The 18,364-nt window shown below is 75.9% G+C and carries 22 protein-coding genes and 1 pseudogene; 12 read left to right on the top strand and 11 right to left on the bottom strand.

All coding sequences use genetic code 11. The features are described from left to right. The first annotated feature begins 118 nt into the window (after positions 1-118). On the top strand, positions 119-700 hold the full coding sequence (locus ACRYR9_RS01265) for a PPA1309 family protein (RefSeq protein ID WP_432497038.1): 582 nt from the start codon (positions 119-121) through the stop codon (positions 698-700). A 54-nt stretch (positions 701-754) separates the two neighbouring features. Here ACRYR9_RS01265 and ACRYR9_RS01270 read toward each other — a convergent pair whose 3' ends face one another. Continuing rightward, entirely contained in the window at positions 755-1,951 is a 1,197-nt protein-coding gene (locus ACRYR9_RS01270) for a YlbL family protein (RefSeq protein WP_432497036.1), read from the bottom strand. 157 nt (positions 1,952-2,108) lie between these two features. Between ACRYR9_RS01270 and ACRYR9_RS01275 the strand changes: the two genes are divergently transcribed. Next, the gene (locus ACRYR9_RS01275) at positions 2,109-3,728 is read left to right on the top strand and encodes a zinc-dependent metalloprotease (RefSeq protein WP_432497033.1); all 1,620 of its coding nucleotides are present in this window, start codon (positions 2,109-2,111) and stop codon (positions 3,726-3,728) included. A 28-nt stretch (positions 3,729-3,756) separates the two neighbouring features. Here ACRYR9_RS01275 and ACRYR9_RS01280 read toward each other — a convergent pair whose 3' ends face one another. Continuing rightward, positions 3,757-4,434: a M48 metallopeptidase family protein gene (locus ACRYR9_RS01280; RefSeq protein ID WP_432497031.1), complete on the bottom strand. Its 678-nt coding sequence runs from the start codon at positions 4,432-4,434 to the stop codon at positions 3,757-3,759. Between the two features lie 147 nt (positions 4,435-4,581). On the opposite strand from ACRYR9_RS01280, the gene ACRYR9_RS01285 reads away from it, so the two are divergent. Both ACRYR9_RS01285 and ACRYR9_RS01290 read left to right on the top strand, forming a co-directional pair. Continuing rightward, a complete protein-coding gene (locus ACRYR9_RS01285) occupies positions 4,582-4,743 on the top strand; it encodes a DUF5679 domain-containing protein (protein WP_432497029.1) in 162 nt (53 codons plus the stop codon). A 116-nt stretch (positions 4,744-4,859) separates the two neighbouring features. Continuing rightward, a complete protein-coding gene (locus ACRYR9_RS01290; RefSeq protein WP_432497027.1) occupies positions 4,860-5,918 on the top strand; it encodes a ThiF family adenylyltransferase in 1,059 nt (352 codons plus the stop codon). Positions 5,919-5,952: 34 nt separating this feature from the next. Here the strand turns inward: ACRYR9_RS01290 and ACRYR9_RS01295 are convergent, their stop codons facing one another. The 4 genes from ACRYR9_RS01295 to ACRYR9_RS01310 form a co-directional block, all read right to left on the bottom strand. Beyond that, the gene (locus tag ACRYR9_RS01295) at positions 5,953-6,183 is read right to left on the bottom strand and encodes a hypothetical protein (protein ID WP_432497024.1); all 231 of its coding nucleotides are present in this window, start codon (positions 6,181-6,183) and stop codon (positions 5,953-5,955) included. Between the two features lie 56 nt (positions 6,184-6,239). Continuing rightward, positions 6,240-6,506: a WhiB family transcriptional regulator gene (locus tag ACRYR9_RS01300; protein WP_432497048.1), complete on the bottom strand. Its 267-nt coding sequence runs from the start codon at positions 6,504-6,506 to the stop codon at positions 6,240-6,242. Between the two features lie 231 nt (positions 6,507-6,737). Continuing rightward, entirely contained in the window at positions 6,738-7,010 is a 273-nt protein-coding gene (locus ACRYR9_RS01305) for a hypothetical protein (protein ID WP_432497022.1), read from the bottom strand. Between the two features lie 188 nt (positions 7,011-7,198). Further along, the gene (locus tag ACRYR9_RS01310) at positions 7,199-9,304 is read right to left on the bottom strand and encodes an ATP-dependent DNA helicase UvrD2 (RefSeq protein WP_432497020.1); all 2,106 of its coding nucleotides are present in this window, start codon (positions 9,302-9,304) and stop codon (positions 7,199-7,201) included. A 181-nt stretch (positions 9,305-9,485) separates the two neighbouring features. On the opposite strand from ACRYR9_RS01310, the gene ACRYR9_RS01315 reads away from it, so the two are divergent. From ACRYR9_RS01315 to ACRYR9_RS01325, 3 genes and pseudogenes are all read left to right on the top strand, one after another. Next, a complete protein-coding gene (locus ACRYR9_RS01315; protein WP_432497046.1) occupies positions 9,486-9,710 on the top strand; it encodes a mycoredoxin in 225 nt (74 codons plus the stop codon). Between the two features lie 2 nt (positions 9,711-9,712). After that, positions 9,713-10,342, top strand: a complete 630-nt coding sequence (locus ACRYR9_RS01320; protein ID WP_432497017.1) for a nucleoside/nucleotide kinase family protein — start codon at positions 9,713-9,715, stop codon at positions 10,340-10,342. 137 nt (positions 10,343-10,479) lie between these two features. Further along, positions 10,480-11,597: pseudogene (locus ACRYR9_RS01325) on the top strand (IS30 family transposase). Between the two features lie 543 nt (positions 11,598-12,140). On the opposite strand, the gene ACRYR9_RS01330 reads toward ACRYR9_RS01325, so the two are convergent. Then, entirely contained in the window at positions 12,141-12,413 is a 273-nt protein-coding gene (locus ACRYR9_RS01330; RefSeq protein WP_432497014.1) for a hypothetical protein, read from the bottom strand. 254 nt (positions 12,414-12,667) lie between these two features. Here ACRYR9_RS01330 and ACRYR9_RS01335 point away from each other — a divergent pair, with 254 nt between their 5' ends. After that, positions 12,668-13,396: a GAP family protein gene (locus tag ACRYR9_RS01335; protein WP_432497011.1), complete on the top strand. Its 729-nt coding sequence runs from the start codon at positions 12,668-12,670 to the stop codon at positions 13,394-13,396. A gap of 61 nt (positions 13,397-13,457) precedes the next feature. Here the strand turns inward: ACRYR9_RS01335 and ACRYR9_RS01340 are convergent, their stop codons facing one another. The 3 genes from ACRYR9_RS01340 to ACRYR9_RS01350 all read right to left on the bottom strand — a co-directional run bounded on the left by ACRYR9_RS01340 (position 13,458) and on the right by ACRYR9_RS01350 (position 14,777). Further along, entirely contained in the window at positions 13,458-14,126 is a 669-nt protein-coding gene (locus tag ACRYR9_RS01340; RefSeq protein WP_432497009.1) for a YdcF family protein, read from the bottom strand. A gap of 85 nt (positions 14,127-14,211) precedes the next feature. Beyond that, positions 14,212-14,559, bottom strand: coding sequence for a type II toxin-antitoxin system PemK/MazF family toxin (locus ACRYR9_RS01345; protein ID WP_432497005.1), 348 nt, complete (start codon positions 14,557-14,559; stop codon positions 14,212-14,214). Further along, positions 14,559-14,777, bottom strand: a complete 219-nt coding sequence (locus ACRYR9_RS01350) for a ribbon-helix-helix domain-containing protein (protein WP_432482842.1) — start codon at positions 14,775-14,777, stop codon at positions 14,559-14,561. The genes ACRYR9_RS01345 and ACRYR9_RS01350 overlap by 1 nt, the downstream gene beginning before the upstream one ends. Before the next feature lie 101 nt (positions 14,778-14,878). Between ACRYR9_RS01350 and ACRYR9_RS01355 the strand changes: the two genes are divergently transcribed. After that, positions 14,879-15,127, top strand: a complete 249-nt coding sequence (locus tag ACRYR9_RS01355) for a type II toxin-antitoxin system Phd/YefM family antitoxin (RefSeq protein ID WP_432497002.1) — start codon at positions 14,879-14,881, stop codon at positions 15,125-15,127. Then, a complete protein-coding gene (locus tag ACRYR9_RS01360; protein ID WP_432496998.1) occupies positions 15,124-15,504 on the top strand; it encodes a PIN domain-containing protein in 381 nt (126 codons plus the stop codon). Before ACRYR9_RS01355 ends, ACRYR9_RS01360 begins: the two co-directional genes overlap by 4 nt. A gap of 23 nt (positions 15,505-15,527) precedes the next feature. On the opposite strand, the gene nudC is transcribed toward ACRYR9_RS01360, so the two are convergent. After that, complete coding sequence (gene nudC / locus ACRYR9_RS01365; protein ID WP_432496996.1) at positions 15,528-16,547, bottom strand: NAD(+) diphosphatase; 1,020 nt, start codon at positions 16,545-16,547, stop codon at positions 15,528-15,530. 41 nt (positions 16,548-16,588) lie between these two features. Between nudC and ACRYR9_RS01370 the strand changes: the two genes are divergently transcribed. Further along, positions 16,589-17,506, top strand: a complete 918-nt coding sequence (locus ACRYR9_RS01370) for a phosphotransferase (RefSeq protein WP_432496993.1) — start codon at positions 16,589-16,591, stop codon at positions 17,504-17,506. A gap of 64 nt (positions 17,507-17,570) precedes the next feature. Further along, positions 17,571-18,329 carry an endonuclease/exonuclease/phosphatase family protein gene (locus ACRYR9_RS01375; protein WP_432529009.1) on the top strand — a complete coding sequence of 253 codons (759 nt, stop codon included), beginning with the start codon at positions 17,571-17,573 and terminating at the stop codon, positions 18,327-18,329. The last annotated feature ends 35 nt before the right edge of the window (positions 18,330-18,364 follow it).

The following is an 18,364-nucleotide window of genomic DNA, read 5'->3' on the forward strand; positions in this document are numbered from 1 at the left end:
CCGTTCGACCCGGCGCCCGGGAAGGGCGTTCCCGAGGCGCCCCCCGACGGGGGGACAGCCCGTGCGGGACGCGCGCGCGCTCGCCGGGCGCCGCGCCGGGCGTGCCACCATCGGGGCCGTGAACGAGCTGCACCCGACCACCACGCCCACGCCGGCCTCCAGCTCCCTGTGGCGCACCGTCGCCGAGGTCGAGCGCTACGTGGCCGCCGACGGCTGGGGAGCGCCGCTGCGCCTGTTCGCCCTCGTGCGCACCGCCGACGCCCTGGCCCGCGACCCGCACCTGGCCCGGCGCCTGCCCGAGAACGTCGTGGCCGAGGCGCACGCCGACCCCGGCCACCTGACGTCCGTGGAGCAGGACGGCCTGCCCGACGTCGCCGACCTCGACGAGCTGCTCGGCCAGCTCGCCTGGCCCCCCGGCGTCGACGGCGCCGCCCTGGTCGTCGAGCGCCTCCTGGTGCCGCCGGACGCCGAGGCCGAGGTGCGCGCCGCCACTCCCGCCGACGACGAGCAGGCCCGCGCCGCAGCCCTGGCCGCCCACCCCCTGGCCGAGGAGGTGCGCATCGCGGTGGGGGTGCTGCGCGGCGGCGGGCACGAGTGCGCCGTGCGCTCGCGCTCGAAGGACTCCGACGGCGAGGTCGCCACCGGCGCCGACCTCGTGCCGGGCCTCGTCAGCGCCCTGCAGGCGACCCTGCAGGGGTGAGGGCCGGGCCCGCGGGGTGACGGACCCCCCGCCGGGGCCGCCCGCCCGGGCCGTTCAGCCGGCAGCCGCGACCTGCGCGCACGTCGCCACCTCGTCGCCGCGGCCGTCACCGATCGCCTCCACCGCGGTGCGGGCCTCGTGCAGCGTGGCGACCCCCACCACCGTGATGCCGTCCGGGACCGCGCCGGCGACCTCACCGCACTCCCGGGCGGGGGCCAGGAACCACGTCGCCCCCGCCCGGGCCGCGCCGATCACCTTCTGCCGCAACCCGCCGATCGGCAGGACGGTGCCGTCCACCGCGATCGCCCCCGTGCCGGCGACGTGCTCACCGCCCGTCAGCGCGCCGGGGGTGAGCAGGTCCACGACGGCCAGCGCGAACACCGTGCCGGCGCTGGGGCCGCCGATGTCCTCGATGGCGATGTCCACCTCGACCGGGGAGTCGTACTCCACGTCGGGCACCACGCCCAGGAGCGTCTCGCCCTCCGGGGCGTAGGTGCGCGTGGTCACCTCCAGCGGCTCACCGGAACGGGTGATGCCCAGGCTGACCTCGGCCCCGGCGGGCAGCGCACCCACCGCCGCCTTCAGGGCCTCGAAGTCCGCCACCGGCGCGCCGTCCACCGACTCGATCACGTCCCCCGGGCGCAGCACCCCGGCCGCCGGGGCCGCCGCGGCGACCTCCTGCACGCGGCGCGTGGTCGTCGCGTCCACGTCGATGCCCAGCTCGGTCAGGGCGGCGACCTGGGCGGCCTCCTGCGAGGACGCCATCTCCGCGGCGCTGAGCGCGTCGGCCTCCTCCTGCGTGGTGCGGGGGGCGTAGTAGAGCTCGCGCGGCACCACGGAGACCTGCGGGTCGCGCCAGGCCAGCAGCACCTCCCACAGCGACTGCTCCAGGCCCGGCCCCCCCCGCAACGACACCGTGGTCAGGTCCAGGCGGCCCTCCGTGGGGTACGTGGGCGCCCCCGACACCTCCACCAGCGCCTGCTCCCCGCTCCCCCGCCCGTCGTCCTGGGCGTCGTCCTGCTCCGGCTCGGTCAGCACGTCGAGCACCGGGCCGGGGCTGAGGCTCACGTACGGGACGTCGAGCACGCCCACCAGGGCGACGAGCGCGACCGCGCAGAACGAGGAGGCCGCCAGGAGCACGCCGCGCGGGGAGGTCGACCGCCGCTGCCGGTCGCCGCCGGCGGGCTCGGCACCGGTCCCGCGGGAGGACTCGTGCGCGGGGTCCTGCGCGGGCGGCGTCGCTGGCGGCACCCGAGCACCCTACGGCCCCGCCCCGGGGGCGTTCGCCCGCAGCGATCGGCCGCCCCGTCGGGGCCCGCGGCGGAACCGCACCGGGCGGCCGCTCGTCGCTCCACGAGCGGGAGGGCCAGAATGGGTCCGCACCCGGCGGACGATGCGGAGGATCACCGTGGACCAGCGAGGCGACGAGGAGCCCCAGGGCCCCGAGGACGACCGCGACCGAGACCCCCGCGAGAGCGGGGACGGCACGCCCGGAGACGACACCGAGCGGAGCGCGGGCGGCCAGCCCGGTTTCCGCCCCTCGGGCACCCCGGGCAAGCAGCCCGGGCAGGGTGGTGGTGGCGGCAACCCGCTGGAGGACCTGCTGGGCCCGCTGCTGGGCGGGCTGGGCGGCGCCGGTGGGCTGGGCGGCGGTGGGCAGGGCGGTTTCCCCGGGCTGCCCGGCGGCTTCCCCGGCGGGATCCCCGGCCTGGGCGACGGGCCGCTCGACCCCGCGCTCATGGGGCAGGTCCTGGCGCAGCTGCAGAAGTTCCTGTCCACGCCCGGCGACGCCCCGGTCAACTGGGACGTCGCGCACGACCTGGCCCGCCAGGCGGCCGCCGGGGCCGGCGACCCCACCCCCGGCGCCGCCGAGCGCCGAGCTGTCGAGGACGCGCTGCGGGTGGCCGACCTGTGGCTGGACGGCGTGACGGACGTCGAGCAGGCCCCCACCACCGCCGAGGCCTGGAGCCGCGCCGAGTGGGTGGAGCGGACCATGCCGGTGTGGCGCCAGCTCGTGGAGCCCGTCGCGGCGAACGTGGCCGACGCCATGGGCCAGGCGATGACCTCGCAGGCACCGCCGGAGATGGCCGCGATGCTCGGCTCGGCCGGGGCGATGCTGCGCCAGGTCGGCGGCGGCGTCTTCGGCATGCAGGTCGGGCAGGCCATCGGCACGCTCGCCGGTGAGGTGCTCAGCACCACCGACATCGGGCTGCCGCTGGCGCCCAGCGGGCGCGCCGCGCTGCTGCCCGCCGGGGTGAGCGCCTTCGCCGAAGGGCTGGAGGTGCCCCTGGACGAGGTGCGCCGCTACCTGGCGCTGCGCGAGGCCGCCCACCAGCGCCTGTTCGCCCACGTGCCGTGGCTGCGCGGTCACCTGCTGGGCAGCGTCGAGTCGTTCGCCCGCGGCATCTCCGTCGACGCCGACCGGATCGCCGAGGCGGCCCGCTCGGTGGACCCGGCGAACCCGGAGTCGCTGCAGGAGGCGCTCGGCTCGGGCATCTTCGAGCCGGAGAGCACCCCGGCGCAGAAGGCCGCCCTGGCCCGGCTGGAGACGGCGCTGGCCCTCGTGGAGGGCTGGGTGGACCACGTCAGCGACGAGGCCGCAGGGCGCGTGCTGCCCCACTCGGCAGCGCTGCGCGAGACGGTGCGCCGGCGCCGGGCGACCGGCGGGCCCGCCGAGCACGCCTTCGCGGTGCTGGTCGGCCTGGAGCTGCGCCCGCGGCGCGCGCGCGAGGCGACGGCCCTGTGGGAGCAGCTGCTGGCCCGGGGCGGGGCCGCGGCCCGCGACGCCGTGTGGGACCACCCCGACATGCTGCCGACCACCGAGGACCTCGACGACGTCGCGGCGTTCGTGGAGCGCCGCCTCAGCGGCGGGCAGCGGCAGGACGAGGACGCGATGGACGCCGCGCTGCGCGACCTGCTGGACGGGGGCGGCCGGGGGACGGCCGGCCAGGACGGTCCCGACGACCGGGGCGAGCCCGGCGGCGACGCGGGTGACGGCGATCCCGGCTCGCAGGGCCCGGCGCGCTGAGGGCACCCGGCGCTCCCGCCCGCAGCGCTCAGCCGGTGCTGCGGGCGGGGTCGGGTGTGCCCTCGCCGGCCGTCTCGCCCCGCGCGGGGCGGGTGAGCTGCTCGGCCGGCGCGTCGTCGGCCTCGGCCTCGGGGTCGCGACCGGCGACGTGGTCCAGGCCCGCCAGGAAGCCGCGGGCGCGCTCGGTGCGCGGGTAGGACTCCAGCAGCGCCCAGAACGCCCGTGAGTGCGTGGGCACGAGCAGGTGGGCCAGCTCGTGCAGCAGCACGTAGTCCAGCACCCAGCCGGGCACCCCCTGCAGCCGGGTGGACAGCCGGATGCTGGCGTCGGCGGGGGTGCACGAGCCCCAGCGGTGCTGCTGGTTGTCGACCCACGTCACCGACGCCGGCCGCGCCAGGTCGTCCAGGTGGCGGTGCGAGAGCTCCCGCGCCCGCTCCAGCAGGTCGTCCTCGGCCGGGTTGCGGCGCCGGTCGGCCGCGTCCAGGCGGGAGACCATGCGCTCGACCCACTCGCGCTCCTCGGCCCGGGAGAAGCGGGCCGGGATGAGGACGACCGTGCGCTCGCCGTCGCGGTAGGCGGAGACGGTGCGCGAGCGCCGTCGGCTGCGCCGCACGTCCACGAGCGGACCGGTGCCCGTGGCCGGCGCGGCGCCGCCGGTGACCGTGACCACGGCGCCGCCGGCTGGCCCCGCCTGGTCGGCCCTCATCCGGGCAAGGTACCGTGCGCGCCCCGCGCTGGGGAGGGGTTCGCCCCCACCGCGGTCTCCGGCGCGCCCCGGTGGCCCGCTGGGGGCACGATGCCCTGACGGCCGCCGGAGAGCCCGGTGGCCGGCGAGGTGATCAGGAGGCGCACCGTGGCCGACGAGACCTACCAGGGCGAGTTCTACTGCGTGAAGTGCAAGGAGAAGCGCCAGGCCGAGGGCCGGGTCGTGGAGACCAACGGCCGCCGCATGGCCAAGGGCCAGTGCCCGGTCTGCGGCACGAACCTCAACCGCATCCTCGGCAAGGCCTCCTGAGCGCCTCCGCCCCAGCGGGCCCGCCCTGACGGGCGCACACCGCTGAGCGCACCCGCCGGGCCCGGGGCTGTGGACGGCGCGGGCCGGGTGCGGCGGCGCTGCGGCAGGGTGTGCGCGTGCCCGCTCCCGCCCCCAGCAGCCGCTCGACCCTGCCCCTCGCCCGCCGCCCCGGCGGCCGGTTGCAGATCGGGTCCTCACCGCGCAGCGGCAGCGTCGCCGGTCCCTTCGCCGAGGCGGACCTGACGTCCCTGCTGGCTCCCGGGGGCGCCGGGCCGTCCGAGCGCCGGGCGCAGCGGGTGCTCGACGACCTCGTGGCGGTCGGCGCGGTCCCGGCCGGGCGGGTCCGCTCGGGTGCCGACGGGCTCGCCGCGGCACCGGGCACCGCGGGCTGGGCGGCGGACGCGGTGGCGTGGTCGTCCTACGACCCGAGCGGGCCGGTCGCGGTGCAGCGCCTGGCCGGGCGGCGCTCGGCCGTGGTCGCCGTCGTGGGCTGCGGGCGCACCGGGGCGGGCCTGCTGTCGCTGCTGGCGGCCGCGGGCGTGGGCGGGTTGCTGGCGCAGGACGCGGCGCCGGTCGCGGCCGGCGACACCGGCCCGGCGGGCCCCCGCCCCGAGGAGCTGGGCCTGCCGCGCGGGCCGGTGGCGCTGCGCCGGGCGCGCCGCGTCGCCGGGCGGGTGCACCCGGCGGCGTCCGCCCGCGCGGACGAGCCGGCGCGGGCGGACCTGGTCGTCCTCGTGGACCACCACGCCGCGGACGCGGTCGCCGCCGACGGGCTGGTGGCGGAGGGGGTCCCCCACCTGTCGGTGGTGCTGCGCGACACCGACGCGCTCGTGGGGCCGCTGGTGCTGCCCGGCACGACACCGTGCCTGCGGTGCCTGGACCTGCACCGCACCGACGCCGACCCCGGCTGGCCCGGGGTGCGGGACCGGTTCGTGCGCGGCACCGGCGGGACGGTGGAGGAGACGGCGACGGCCTCGGCGCTGGCGGGGCTGGCGGCCCTGCAGGTCCTGGCGCACCTGGACGGCGGCAGGGCCGCCTCGACGGGGGCGACGCTGGAGCTCCTGCTGCCCGAGGGGGTGGTGCAGCAGCGCCCGTGGGCTCCGCACCCGCAGTGCGGTTGCGTGGACCTGCCCGTGACCACCGCGCCGACGGACCGCCCGCCCGCGCCCCGCTGAGGTCAGCGGGGCGCGGGCGGGCTGGTGACCGGGTTCACGCGGTCGCGGCCCTGCCCGCATCGGCGCCGGCACCGGTCGTCACGGCGGCGACGGCCAGCTCGGCCCGCGCGGCGAGCCGCTCGGCGCGGCGCACGGCGACCTCCGCGCGCCGGCGCGCCCGCAGCGCCCGCACCAGGCGCGCGCGCTCGGCGGTGCGCTGCGCCTCGGCGAGGCGTTCGCGGAACAGGACTTCCTCGGCGTACGGCACTTCGTCCCTCCTGGACATCGGGGGTCCTCCCGGGGTGATCGGGCCGGGTGGTCGAGCTGGGGTGGTCGGGCGGTTCACGCGGCGACCGGGTGCTTGCGGGGGCGTCCGCGCGGGCGCTTGCGCGGGACGACGACGCCGGCGAGCACGAGCTGCCCGCCCCACACGCCCCACGGCTCGCCGCGCTCCAGGGCGCCCGCGAGGCAGGCGGCGCGCAGCGGGCAGTCGGCGCACAGCGCCTTGGCCAGCTCCACGTCGGCCGGCGACTCGGCGAACCAGAGCTCGGAGTCGTGGCGTCGGCAGGGCAGGGGGTCGGTCGCGTGGCGGCGCTGCACGCCGCTCACCTCCTTCTGGCGGTTCGGCTGCCCGGCGGGCTGCGGGCGGTGGGGGCCGGCGCTGGCGCCGGTACGGGTGCGGTCGGTCGCGGTGCTGGCGGTGGTGGCGGTGGTGCGCACGGTCATCTCTCTGGGTTCTCTGCGAGGCGGTGGTACTGCCGGGAGGAGAGCCCGCAGACGCAGAAAGGCCGCGGACCCGAGGTGTCGGGGTCCGCGGCCAGGAGAGCGCCGGTCTGGTGGCTAGACCGGTGGACTCGTGAGCGTGGTCCCCGAGGACGGGACGGTGGAACGGGCGCCGAAGACGGCGGAGGAGCGCTTGCCGCCGAGGACGCGGTACTCGTCCGCGGCACCGCGCAGGCGCGCGGCGGGGGCGTCCAGGCGCACTCCACCCGTCATCTGGACCGGGGTGGAGGCGTGGCTGCGCCCCCAGGCGAGGGCGGAACGGCGCAGGGCAGCGGGCGTCGCGTCGCACGCGGTGCGCGTGCCGACGTTCGCGATCGTGGTGGTGTCCATCGGTGCTGCCCTCCTCCCCGCTCTGCGCGGTGTGATGCGCTTCACGCGCTGTCGTGATTCGACTCTAGGGGTACCCGGCCGGGCGCCACAACGCCTTTTTCCGCCGAGAGCGGAACGAACCCGCCCGGGGACATCGAGAGCCATGGAACCTGTTGCACCGCAACAACTCACCCCGAGGATCCCCCGCCTCACCCGGTGGTCAGGACCGCCAGGACGTCCTCGCCGTACTTCTCCAGCTTCGAGGGCCCCACCCCCGGGATGCGCGCCAGCGCGTCGGTGTCGGCCGGCATCGCCTCGGCGATCGCGGTGAGCGTGGCGTCGGTGAACACCACGTACGCCGGTACCGACGCCGCCCGGCTCGTGCTCGCGCGCCACTCGCGCAGCCGCTCGAACACCGCCTCGTCGTAGCTGGAGGGGCAGTCCGCGCAGCGCCCCAGCTTGCGCTCCACCGCGGCCGTCAGCGACGCCCCGCACACCCGGCACTGCACCGGGCCGGACCGCTTCGCCGAGCGCGGTGACGCAGAACGGGCGCGCGGCGCCCCACCGGCGGCCTCGGGCCGCAAGTTGTCCAGGAACCGCGAGGGCTTGCGGCTGGCGCGCCCGCCGGGGGTGCGGGAGTTGGCCCAGGAGACGTGCACGGCCTCGCGGGCGCGGGTGACGCCCACGTACAGCAGCCGGCGCTCCTCCTCCACCTCGTCGGGGGTCTCGGCGAAGGAGATCGGCAGCAGCCCCTCGCTGACCCCGACCAGGTGCACGACGTCCCACTCCAGGCCCTTGGCGGCGTGGAACGACGCCAGCGTCACCCCGTCCACCGTGGGCGCGTGCTGGGCCGAGGCGCGCTCGATGAGCTCCTCCACCAGGTCGGCCAGCTGCGCACCGGGCCGGGTGACCGCCAGCTCGTCGGCCAGCACCACCAGCGCCTGCAGCGACTCCCACCGCTCGCGCACCGACCCCGCCGCGCTGGGCGCGCGCTCCGCCCAGCCCGCCGACGTCAGCACCGCGCGCACCTCCGCGCCGAGGTCGTGGCCGGGCAGCGCCGCGCGCGTGGCCCCGCGCAGCAGCACGATCGCGTCGCGGACCTCCTTGCGCGAGAAGAACCGCTCCCCGCCGCGCACGACGTAGCCGACGCCCGCGTCGGCCAGCGCCGACTCCAGCGCCTGCGACTGCCCGTTGGTGCGGAACAGCACGGCGACGTCCTTCGCGCTGCGGCCGGCACGCACCTCCGCGGCGATGCGGGCGGCCACGCCGGAGGCCTCGGCGACGTCGTCGTCGTAGGCGGTGAAGGTCGGCGCCGGGCCGGAGGGGCGCTGCGCGATCAGCTCCAGGCGGGCGCGGGCGTGCCGGCCGGAGGCCATCGACAGCACCGAGTTCGCCAGCTGCACGACCTCCGGGGTGGAGCGGTAGTCGCGCACCAGGCGCACGACCTTCGCGCCCGGGTGCCGGCGCGGGAAGTCCAGCAGGTGCTCGGGGGTCGCCCCGGCGAAGGAGTAGATCGTCTGGCTGGCGTCGCCCACGACGCACAGGTCCTCGCGCTCGCCCAGCCACAGGTCCAGCAGCCGCTGCTGCAGGGGGGAGACGTCCTGGTACTCGTCCACCACGAAGTGGCGGTACTGCTGGCGCACGGTGGCCGCCACGTCCGGGCGCTCGTCGAGGATGCCGGCCGTCAGCAGCAGGACGTCCTCGAAGTCGATGACGGCGCGGTCGGTCTTGACCTCCTCGTAGGTGCGCACCACCCGCGCCACCGTCGGCAGGTCCAGCCCGCCGGGCTCGCCGCGGCCGGCGCGGGTGGCCGCCGCCACGTAGTCGTCGGCGTCCACGAGCATGACCTTGGTCCACTCCACCTCGGCGGCGAGGTCGCGCACCCGCGCGCGGTCGGAGGACAGCCGCAGCCGGTTGCAGGCGTCGGCCACCAGGGGGGCCTTGTGCTCGGCGAGGTTCGGCAGGGTGCCGCCGATCGCCTGCGGCCAGAAGAACTGCAACTGGCGCAGCGCGGCGGCGTGGAAGGTCCGCGCCTGCACGCCCGCCACGCCCAGGTCCCGCAGCCGGGTGCGCATCTCCCCCGCGGCGCGGGCCGTGAAGGTCACCGCCAGCACCCGGTTGGGCACGTAGGCGCCCGAGTGCACGCCGTAGGCGATGCGGTGCGTGATGGCCCGCGTCTTGCCCGTGCCCGCACCGGCGAGCACGCACACGGGGCCGTCCAGGGTCGTCGCGACCTGGCGCTGCTCGGGGTCCAGGCCCTCGAGCACGGAGTCGGCGGACACGGCGGCGGGGCGGAGGTCGGGTGCGGTCGTCATGGCGGGGACATCCTCTCAAGCGCCGCAGACGCCCGGGGCACGAGCGGGCCGCCGGCTGTGGACGCGACGGCGGGAAGAGAGCCGGTGCCTCCCCGGTTGCAGCCCGCGGAGCGGGAACGACCCGCGCGGAGGAGGAGCAGCAGTGTCGACGATCGAGGCACCGGCCGCGGGCAGCGTGACCATGTTCACCACCACCTGGTGCGGGTACTGCCGCCGCCTGAAGTCCCAGATGGACCGCGAGGGCGTCAGCTACTCGGAGGTCAACATCGAGGAGGTCCCGGACGCGGCCGAGTTCGTCATGCAGGTCAACGGCGGCAACCAGACCGTGCCGACCCTGCTCTTCCCCGACGGCACCGCCGCCACCAACCCCTCCCTCGCCGAGGTGAAGGCCCGCCTGGGCGCCTGAGCGTGAGCACCACCCACCGGCCCACCGGTCCCGCGCAGTTCGCGGGGCGGTGGGCCGCGTCGCTGCCGGCCGGCGCGCGCGTCGGCGTGGACGGCGCCGTGGACGCCGACACCGCCTGGTACGCCCGGCACCTCGCCGACGCGCTGCGCGCGCAGGCCCGCCCCGTGCTCGTCACCACGTGGAGCGGCTTCTGGCGGCCACGCTCGCTGCGCCTGGAGCGCGGCCGCGACGACCCCGACGCGTTCCACGACGACTGGCTCGACGTCGCCGGCCTGCACCGGGAGGTGCTGACGCCCCTGGGGGAGCCGACGGGGCGCCGGTGGGTGCCGTCGCTGTACGACCCGGCCACCGACCGCGCCTCCCGCGCCCCGCGCGAGGAGGTGCCCGACGACGCCGTGCTCGTCCTGGCCGGCCCCTTCCTGCTGCGCGAGGACCTGCGGCACGGCTTCGACGCCGTGCTGCACCTGAGCACCTCCGACGCGGCGGTGCGCCGGCGGGTGGACGCCGCCGACACCGAGCGGGTCCTCGGCGGCTGGCACCGCTACCTGGCGGAGTCCGGGCCCGTCGATCGGGCCGACGCGGTGCTGCGCTGCGAGGACCCGCGCCACCCCGCCGAGCTCGTGCGCGGCTAGGCCGGCTCGTGCGGATCACGGCGTGAAGCGCTCGGTCCTGCCGGCGGTCTCAAGGGGTCAACGCAACACTTCCTTGATCAAGGTGAGGGGAAGGGGCTGTCGTGCCGCACGGGGACTTCGAGAAGCTGACACCGTTGATGATCGAGGCGCTGTGGCAACGTCTGGGCACCGGCATGGCCGCCAAGCCCGCCGCCAGGGCGCTGGGGTTGGGCATGAGCACGGTGCGCTCCTACCTGATCCGCTGCGGCGGCATCCGCCCCGCCCCTCGAGCGCGTGGTGCGGGCAAGCTGAGCTTGGCCGAACGGGAGGAGATCTCCCGCGGACTGGCCGCTGGGGACTCGTTGCGCGCGATCGCCCGCCGCCTGGGGCGGGCACCGTCGACGATCAGCCGGGAAGTCGCAGCCAACGGCGGTCGGCGCCGCTACCGGGCGCTGAGGGCGGATGAGCGGGCGTGGGCGAAGGCGAGCCGCCCCAAGCGGTGCAAGCTCGCCGTCAGCGAGCGGTTGGCTCACCTGGTGGCGGCCAAGCTGCTCAAGCGGTGGTCGCCGCAGCAGATCGCCGGCTGGCTCAAGACCGCCTTCCCCGACGATGAAGGCATGCAGGTCAGCCACGAGAGCATCTACCGCACGCTCTTCGTCCAGACCCGTGGAGCGCTGCGCAAGGAGCTGACGCAGTACCTGCGCACCGGCCGGGTCCTGCGCCGCCCGAAGGGTGCTCGCCTGCCGGATGGGCGCGGGGCCCGGCCGGGGACGGTGCACACTCCGAACGCCCCGCCGAGGCAGAGGACCGTGCCGTTCCCGGGCACTGGGAAGGTGATCTGGTCTTCGGCAAGGGCATGAGTCCGGTCGCGACGCTGGTGGAGCGCTCGACGCGCTTCGTGATGCTGGTGGCTCTGCCGGAAGGACATCACCGCGCCGACGCCGTTGCTGACGCGCTCAGCGCGGCGGTGAGCACGCTGCCGTCTCACCTGGCGAAGTCGCTGACCTGGGACCTGGGGCACGAGATGGCTCAGCATGCCCGCTTCAGCGCGACCACGGGCATGCAGGTGTACTTCTGCGACCCGAAGTCGCCCTGGCAACGCGGGTCCAATGAGAACACCAACGGGCTGCTGCGCCAGTACCTACCGCGCAGCTTGGACTTCCGAACGCTGACGCAGGCGGACTTCGATGCCATCGCTGCTGAGCTGAACGAACGGCCTCGACAGACCCTCGGTTTTCGGTCACCCTCGCAGGTGCTGGCGGAGGTGTTGCGCTGACCGCCTGAGCCCGCACCGATGACCGCGCGTTCGGGCGAGGGGGGCAACGAGCAGCCGCAGCCACGCCCTGCTCCGACTTCGACGCGAGGTGCCCGATGACACGCTCGGCCAGTGGAGAAGTTCTACCGCCCCGTCGCCCTGCGGATCTGCGCCGAGCGGGGTGAGCAAGATCCGCTCTGGGACGACGACCCCGACCACACGGAGCCGGTGAACCCGGCCGAACTCGGTGCAGCGGCGAGCTCGCCGAGCAGCCTCGGGCAGGGAACGAGCGCTTCAACGCTCTGGCGTGGACCGACTACCGCTGGCTCGATGCCGACGAGGAAGGAGCCCGGCAGCAGGAAGGCCTGCGCTTGGCCCACCCGCTGCAGAACGAGCTACCCGGTGTCGGGATCAGCTACGGCCAGATCAGCCACGGCCACGACGGTGACGACTGGCCCCTGCGGCAGCGCCGGGGGCGGTGACACCAGTGCCCGACGCACGGTCACTGCCCACTGCCGGCCCCTGAGTAACGTCGCTCTCCGATGCACCCGTCCCACCATCGGGTCACAGCACAGCGATGTCCACGACTACCAGGGCCACCGCCACCACGGCGAGCACCATGCTCACCACTCGCACCGCACGGCTCTGCTCCCCCCCGGGCAGCATCAGCTCCGCCCCAACCAGGAGGAGGATGCAGCCCGTCACCACGTCACGCGTGTTGCTCGCCTTCACGAACAACACGACCGCGAGGAACACGATCACGACGCCGACGCAGGTCCTGAAACCGAAGCGCTCCTGCATGGCGGGAGAGGCCTTCTGGTCCTGCTCAGCGCTCATCCCCGGATGCTTGCAGACTTCGACGGCGGTGACGACGACCTTCCGGTCACCCCGCTGACCAGGACGTCGCCGACGCTCGGACATGCCGAGCAGCCGGTGCGGGTCTTTCAACGCCGATGCTGATCATTCAATCGAACGGCCGATGCCCCCGCCTGCGACCACCCGGAAAGGTCGACGATGTGGAGGCGTTCGCCACCACGACGACCTCAACCGGATCGCAAGCCGGACACCGAGCCGACCACCGAGGAGACGCGGTGCTCTCCCTCGTCCTGCCGATCCTCGGCATGGCCGCCCTCGACAGCCTCAACCCCTCGGCGATCGCCGTCACCCTGCTGCTGATCCTGCGCGCCACCGACCACCGCGACCACAGCACCCACCCCGCCCGTCTCGTCCTGCCCTACGTGGCCGGCATCCTCCTCACGATGCTCACCGGCGGTGCCCTGCTGCTCCTGGGCCTGGACGCCGCTCTCAGTGCGGTGCAGGAGTCGATCTCCCAACGCACCACCTACGCCATCCGCCTGACCGTCGGCGCCGTCCTGCTCCTCATCGGGACCCTGACGCCCACCCGATCCCGGCGCCCACCCCGCACGAACGGCGCCACCACCGCCTCCCCGGTACGGCTGCTGCTGCTGGGCCTGGCCGTCACCGTCGTCGAACTGCCCACTGCCGTGCCCTACCTGGCCGCTCTGAGCCTGATCGGCAGCTCCGACCTGACCCCGATCCGGTGGGTCCCGCTGCTGGTGGGCTACAACGTCGTGGTCGTCCTGCCCCCGCTGGTCCTGCTGGTCGCCAGTCGCCTGGCCGGGGCGCGGTTCCAGGCCCGGGCCCACCGCCGATCGCAGTCCCTGACACGCTCTGGACGCGGCCTGGTCCTCACCCTGGCCTTCGTGGTGGGTCTGTACCTGACCGCGGACGCGGCGTACTACTTCGACTTCTTCGGGCTGGTCGACGTCCCGCAACCCCACCCGGCGAGGCAGGGCTGAGCGTGACCGGCCGCTCAGTGCGCTGCTGATCAGCTACCGGACGGAGGTGACCACCTCACGGTCATCCCGCTGTCACGCAGCAGCGGGTCCAGGCGTCAGGCAGGACGCGCCCGATGGTGCGCGCCAGCGCGTAGGCGAGGGTGGCGACCTTCCACCCGCTGCGCTCACCGAAGCGGTAGTCCGCAGCCGGCACCAACCGCTGCGCCAGGTCCGGGCGCTGGTGGGCGAGGTAGCGCCGCGCTCTGCCCGCGTGCGTGGGCGCGGAGGCGATCGTGATGCTGCCCGCTTGCTCGAGCTGGCCCAGGCAGTGCTGCACGTTCTGCCAGGTGCTGCGCGCGTCCTCCTCCAGCTCGATGCGCTCTGCCGGCACCCCGAGCACGTCTCGGGCGTGGCTGGCCATGACGCGTGCCTCGCTGGGCTCACCGGGGGCGCCGGTGCGCCCGCCGGTGAAGAGCAGCCGGCCGTGCACCGGGTGCATCGAGCGCACCGCGATGTCGGTGCGCCAGCGCTGCACCGGGTGCAGCTGCCCGCCGGGGCGGCTGGGGCTGCCGAGCACGAGCACCACCTGCGGGCCCGGCACCGGCCGGGCACCGCCCTCGGGGCCCTGGCCCCAGCCGCGACGGGAGGCGTGCCACTGCACCAGCTCGGCGATCAGCACCACCGCCGCGGGCAGGGCCGCAGCAGATGACGCGGCGGCCACCGGAAGTGACAGGCGCAGCGAGCGAGGCACATGACGAGCATCCGGTCAGGCGTCGCCGTCAGCGGGGGCGACACGCACGGTCATCCCGCGATGAGGGTCGCTCTCGTCACCGGCCTCACAGAGCCAGGTGCAGCCGCAAGGCGTCGTCGAGGGCGTCCAGCGCCTCGAACGGCAACCGCCCCAACGCCGGCCCCAGCCGGTCCACCGAGACGGCGCGGACCTGCTCGGCCTGGGCCTTGGAGTCGACGTGCAGTCCGGTGTCCTGAGCGGTGAGCAGGACCTGGAAGGGGAACACCCTGGCGGTGTTGCTGGTCACCGGGACCACGGTGATCACGCCCCGGCCCAAGCGTTCGGCGGCCGCGTTGGCCCGGTCGTTGCTGACCACGACCGCGGGCCGGCGCTTGCTCGCCCCACTGCCCTGAACGGGATCGAAGTCGACGAGGCGGACTTCTCCGCGGCGCATCAGCGCAGTCCGTCAGCGGTGGCGCCTTCCCACACCTCACGCTCCCCGGAGTCGTCCCAGTCCTTCCAGGCGGCGGCGTAGTCCTGTTCCAGCTGCTGGTGGGTCAGGGCCCGGATGGCCCGCTGGACCGCTGCGGACCGAGACGGCAGACCGGCCTCGCGGACGTGCTCGTCGAGGGCGGCGACGTCGGCTTCGGACAGGCTGATGCTGAGCTTCACGAGCCGATGCCACTGAAGTAGCAACGCTGATGCCACCGTCCGGTCGTCCCGCGATGAGCGGATACCCGACCAGCGAGTAGCACAAGTGCTACCGTAGTGCCATGACCACCGTCGGGCTTCGCGAACTCCGCCAGCAGGCATCCGACCTCGTTCGCCGCGTCGAAGCCGGCGAAGAGATCACCATCACGGTCGCCGGCCGGGCCAGCGCCCGCCTGGTACCAGCGAACGCACGTTCGTGGCGTTCCTGGTCCGACGTCGAAGAACTGTTCGCCGGACCGAGCGACCCGACCTGGGAGCAGGACCGGGAGTTGATCGACACCGAGACCACCGATCCGTGGGCGCGGCGGTGAGAGCCGTCCTGGACACCAGCGTCGTCATCGCCACCGACATCGCTCCCCTGCCCGGCGAACTGGCCATCAGCACAGCGACCCTGGCCGAGCTGCACTTCGGCGTGCTCGTGACCACCGACACCGCAGTCCGCGCCGAACGCCTGCGACGGCTGTCCATCCTGCAGCGACGCTTCGATGCGCTACCCCTCGACGAGGCCGTGGCCGCGAGCTACGGCCAGCTCGCCGCCGCCGTCGCCGCCGCGGGCCGCCGACCACGGGCCCGGACGATGGACCTCCTCATCGCCGCCACCGCCCACGCTCACGACGCCCGCCTCTACACCCGCAACGCGGCCGACCTGGAGGGAGCAGACGACCTCCTCGAGGTCGTCACCGTCTGAATCCCCACGTGCAGCCGCGCGGTCTAGGCCCAGGCGTCGTCGCCGGGCACCGGCAGCGGGCCGCCGAACCACGCCTCGATGAGGTGGCGGGCGATCGAGACCGACGGTGGCGGCAGCACCCGGCCCGCGCGCACCTCCTCCGCCAGTTCCTCGCGGCTGAACCAGCGCGCCAGGGCGATCTCCTCGCCGTCGACCCGGATGTCCGTGGTGACGGCGCGCGCGGCGAACCCCACCATGAGCGAGGCGGGGAACGGCCACGGCTGGCTGCCCAGGTAGCGCACGTCCTCCGGGTCGGCACCGACGACGATGCCGGCCTCCTCCAGCACCTCCCGGCGCACCGTGTCCTCGAAGCACTCCCCCGGCTCCACGAACCCCGCCAGCACCGAGTACCTGTTCGCCGGCCACACCGGCTGGTGCCCCAGCAGCAGCCGGTCGTCCGGGCTGATCACCGCCATGATCACCGCGGCGTCGGTGCGGGGGAAGTGCTCCTTGCCGCCCGGCTCGGCCCGCACCCACCCCGCGGTCGTCACCGTCAGCGGCTCACCGGTGCGCGGCGAGAAGCGGGTCACCGCGTGCCAGTTGCCCATCGAGACCGCCTCGGTGAGCAGGCCGGCGTCCCGGTCGCCGAGGACGTCACCCACCTCCCGCAGGCCCCGCCACTCCTCACCGCCGGCGGAACCGTCGGCGACCTCGGGCTCGGCGTCCGCGGAGACCACCGCCACGAACTCCTCCCGCCCGTCGGTGCCCAGGTACAGCACGAGGTCCTCCGGGCCGGGTACCGGCACCTCGCCCGGAGCACGCAGCACCAGCTCCAGGCCCTGCACGGTGCGCACCACCGGGGCCCGGCCGGCGTGCACCCGCAGCACCCGGGTGGCGGGCGCCGCCCACAGCCGCTCCAGCAGGCCGGGGTCCGTGCGGCGCGCGCCGGCGCGGTCCAGCCGCTGGCGGGACAGGGCCAGGTCGCGCAGCGGCGGCGCCGGCAGCGCCACCCCGCGGGACCCGCTCGGCTCGGACGGGGCGGCGCCGACGGCGTGGTTCGTCACCGCTCCACCCTACGGAGCGCACCGCGCTCTACCGTTGCCCCGTGCCCCCCCGCTCGCCGCAGGTCCTCGCAGCCCTCGCCACCGCCGCCGTGCCCGGCCTCGAGGTCGTGGCCGCGGGGCCGGCGCAGGACGACGGCGCCGACTTCGACGCCGCCGTCGTCGTGGACGCCGCCCACCGCCGCTTCACGGTGCGGGCCCCGCGCCGGCCCGCTGCCGCCGCCGCGCTGGACGCGGAGCTGGAGCTGCTGTCCGGGCTGCACGAGCCGCTGCCGTTCGCGGTGCCCCGCGCCGCCGGCACGGTGGTGCTGGGCGAGGGCGGGCGCTGCGTGGTCACCCCCGAGCTGCCCGGCAGCCCCCTGCACCCGGAGGACCTGCGCCCCGGCCCCGGCCTGGCGCGCTCGGTGGGCACCGGGCTGGCCGCGCTGCACCAGATCGACGTCGCCGTCTTCGCCGACGCCGGCGTGCCCGTGTACGACGCCGAGGAGTACCGGCGCCGGCGCCTGTCCGAGCTGGACCGCGCCGCCGCCACCGGCCACGTCCCACCGCGGCTGCTGACGCGCTGGGAGGTGCTCATGGAGGACGTGGCGCGCTGGCGCTTCGCCGCGACCCCCGTGCACGGCGACCTCGTCGGCGAGCACGTGCGCACCGACGGCGAGGCCCTCACCGGCATCACCGGCTGGGTGGACGCCAAGGTCGCCGACCCCGCCGACGACTTCGCCTGGCTGGCCGTGGGCGCCGACCCCGACGCGCTGGAGTCGGTGCTGGAGGCGTACGCCCACGCCCGCCACGACCCCCTGGACCCCGACCTGCTGCTGCGCGCCCGCCTGGCCGGGGAGCTGGCGCTGACCCGCTGGCTGCTGGTGGGCCTGCGCACCGAGGACGAGGAGATCGTCGAGGACGCCCGGCGGATGCTCGACGACCTCGACGCCCACGCCGACGCCGTGCCGCTGGGGGTCTGAGCTGCCCGGGCGCGCGGCGCGGCCCCTGCGGCTGGCGTCGGTCAACGCCGCCTCCGGGCGGGACCTGGCCACCGGGCGCGTCGACGCCGACCGGCTCGCCGCCGCCGTGGCGGCGCTGGGCGCCGACGTCGTGGCCGTGCAGGAGGTCGACCACCTGCTGCCCCGCAGCGGGGGCACCGACCAGACCGCGGTGCTGGCGCGCGCCTGCGGCGTCACGCGCGGCGGGGCGCGCTTCGCCGCCACCGTGCACGGCACCCCCGGCTCCCCCGACACGTTCCGCCCCGCCGACGAGACCGTGCCGGGTGAGCCCTCCTACGGCGTGGCGCTGCTGACGCGCCTGCCGGTGCTGCAGTGGCGCGAGCTGCGGATGGCCGCCAGCGCGGCCCGGCTGCCGCTGGTGCTGCCGCCCGGCGCGGGCAGGCGGCTGCGCCTGGTGCCGGACGAGCCGCGCGCGGTCGTGGCCGCCGTCGTCGACGCCCGCGCCCCCGGCGAGCAGGCTCCGCGCCCGGTCACCGTGCTGGGCACCCACCTGTCCTTCTCACCGGTGCGCGCCCTGGGCCAGCTGCGCGAGCTGCGGCGCTGGGCGGTCGACCTGCCCCGGCCGCTGGTGCTGCTGGGCGACCTGAACCTGCCGCCCGGCGTGGTGGGCCGCGCCCTGCCGTGGCGGCCGCTGGTGGCCGGGGCGACGTTCCCGGCGCCGTCACCGCGCGTGCAGCTGGACCACGCCCTCGGCGACGGCCTGGGCGCCGCGGTCGGCGGCGGGCGCGTGGAGCGCGTCGGCGGCAGCGACCACCGCGCGGTCGTCGTGGACCTGCGGCTGTGAGGTGACGGCCGCGAGCCGGCACCTGCGCGGTGGCG

The sequence above is a fragment of the Kineococcus auxinigenes genome (genome assembly GCF_050871525.1).
Taxonomy (GTDB): Bacteria; Actinomycetota; Actinomycetes; order Actinomycetales; family Kineococcaceae; genus Kineococcus.

Coding starts and splice junctions, on each gene's coding strand:
- ACRYR9_RS01315 (WP_432497046.1), top strand. CDS start 9,486: ATGTTCACCACCACCTGGTGCGGGTACTGCCGCCGCCTGAAGTCCCAG.
- ACRYR9_RS01295 (WP_432497024.1), bottom strand. CDS start 6,183: ATGTCCAGGAGGGACGAAGTGCCGTACGCCGAGGAAGTCCTGTTCCGC.
- ACRYR9_RS01305 (WP_432497022.1), bottom strand. CDS start 7,010: ATGGACACCACCACGATCGCGAACGTCGGCACGCGCACCGCGTGCGAC.
- ACRYR9_RS01345 (WP_432497005.1), bottom strand. CDS start 14,559: ATGCGCCGCGGAGAAGTCCGCCTCGTCGACTTCGATCCCGTTCAGGGC.
- ACRYR9_RS01355 (WP_432497002.1), top strand. CDS start 14,879: ATGACCACCGTCGGGCTTCGCGAACTCCGCCAGCAGGCATCCGACCTC.
- ACRYR9_RS01310 (WP_432497020.1), bottom strand. CDS start 9,304: ATGACGACCGCACCCGACCTCCGCCCCGCCGCCGTGTCCGCCGACTCC.
- ACRYR9_RS01330 (WP_432497014.1), bottom strand. CDS start 12,413: ATGAGCGCTGAGCAGGACCAGAAGGCCTCTCCCGCCATGCAGGAGCGC.
- ACRYR9_RS01280 (WP_432497031.1), bottom strand. CDS start 4,434: ATGAGGGCCGACCAGGCGGGGCCAGCCGGCGGCGCCGTGGTCACGGTC.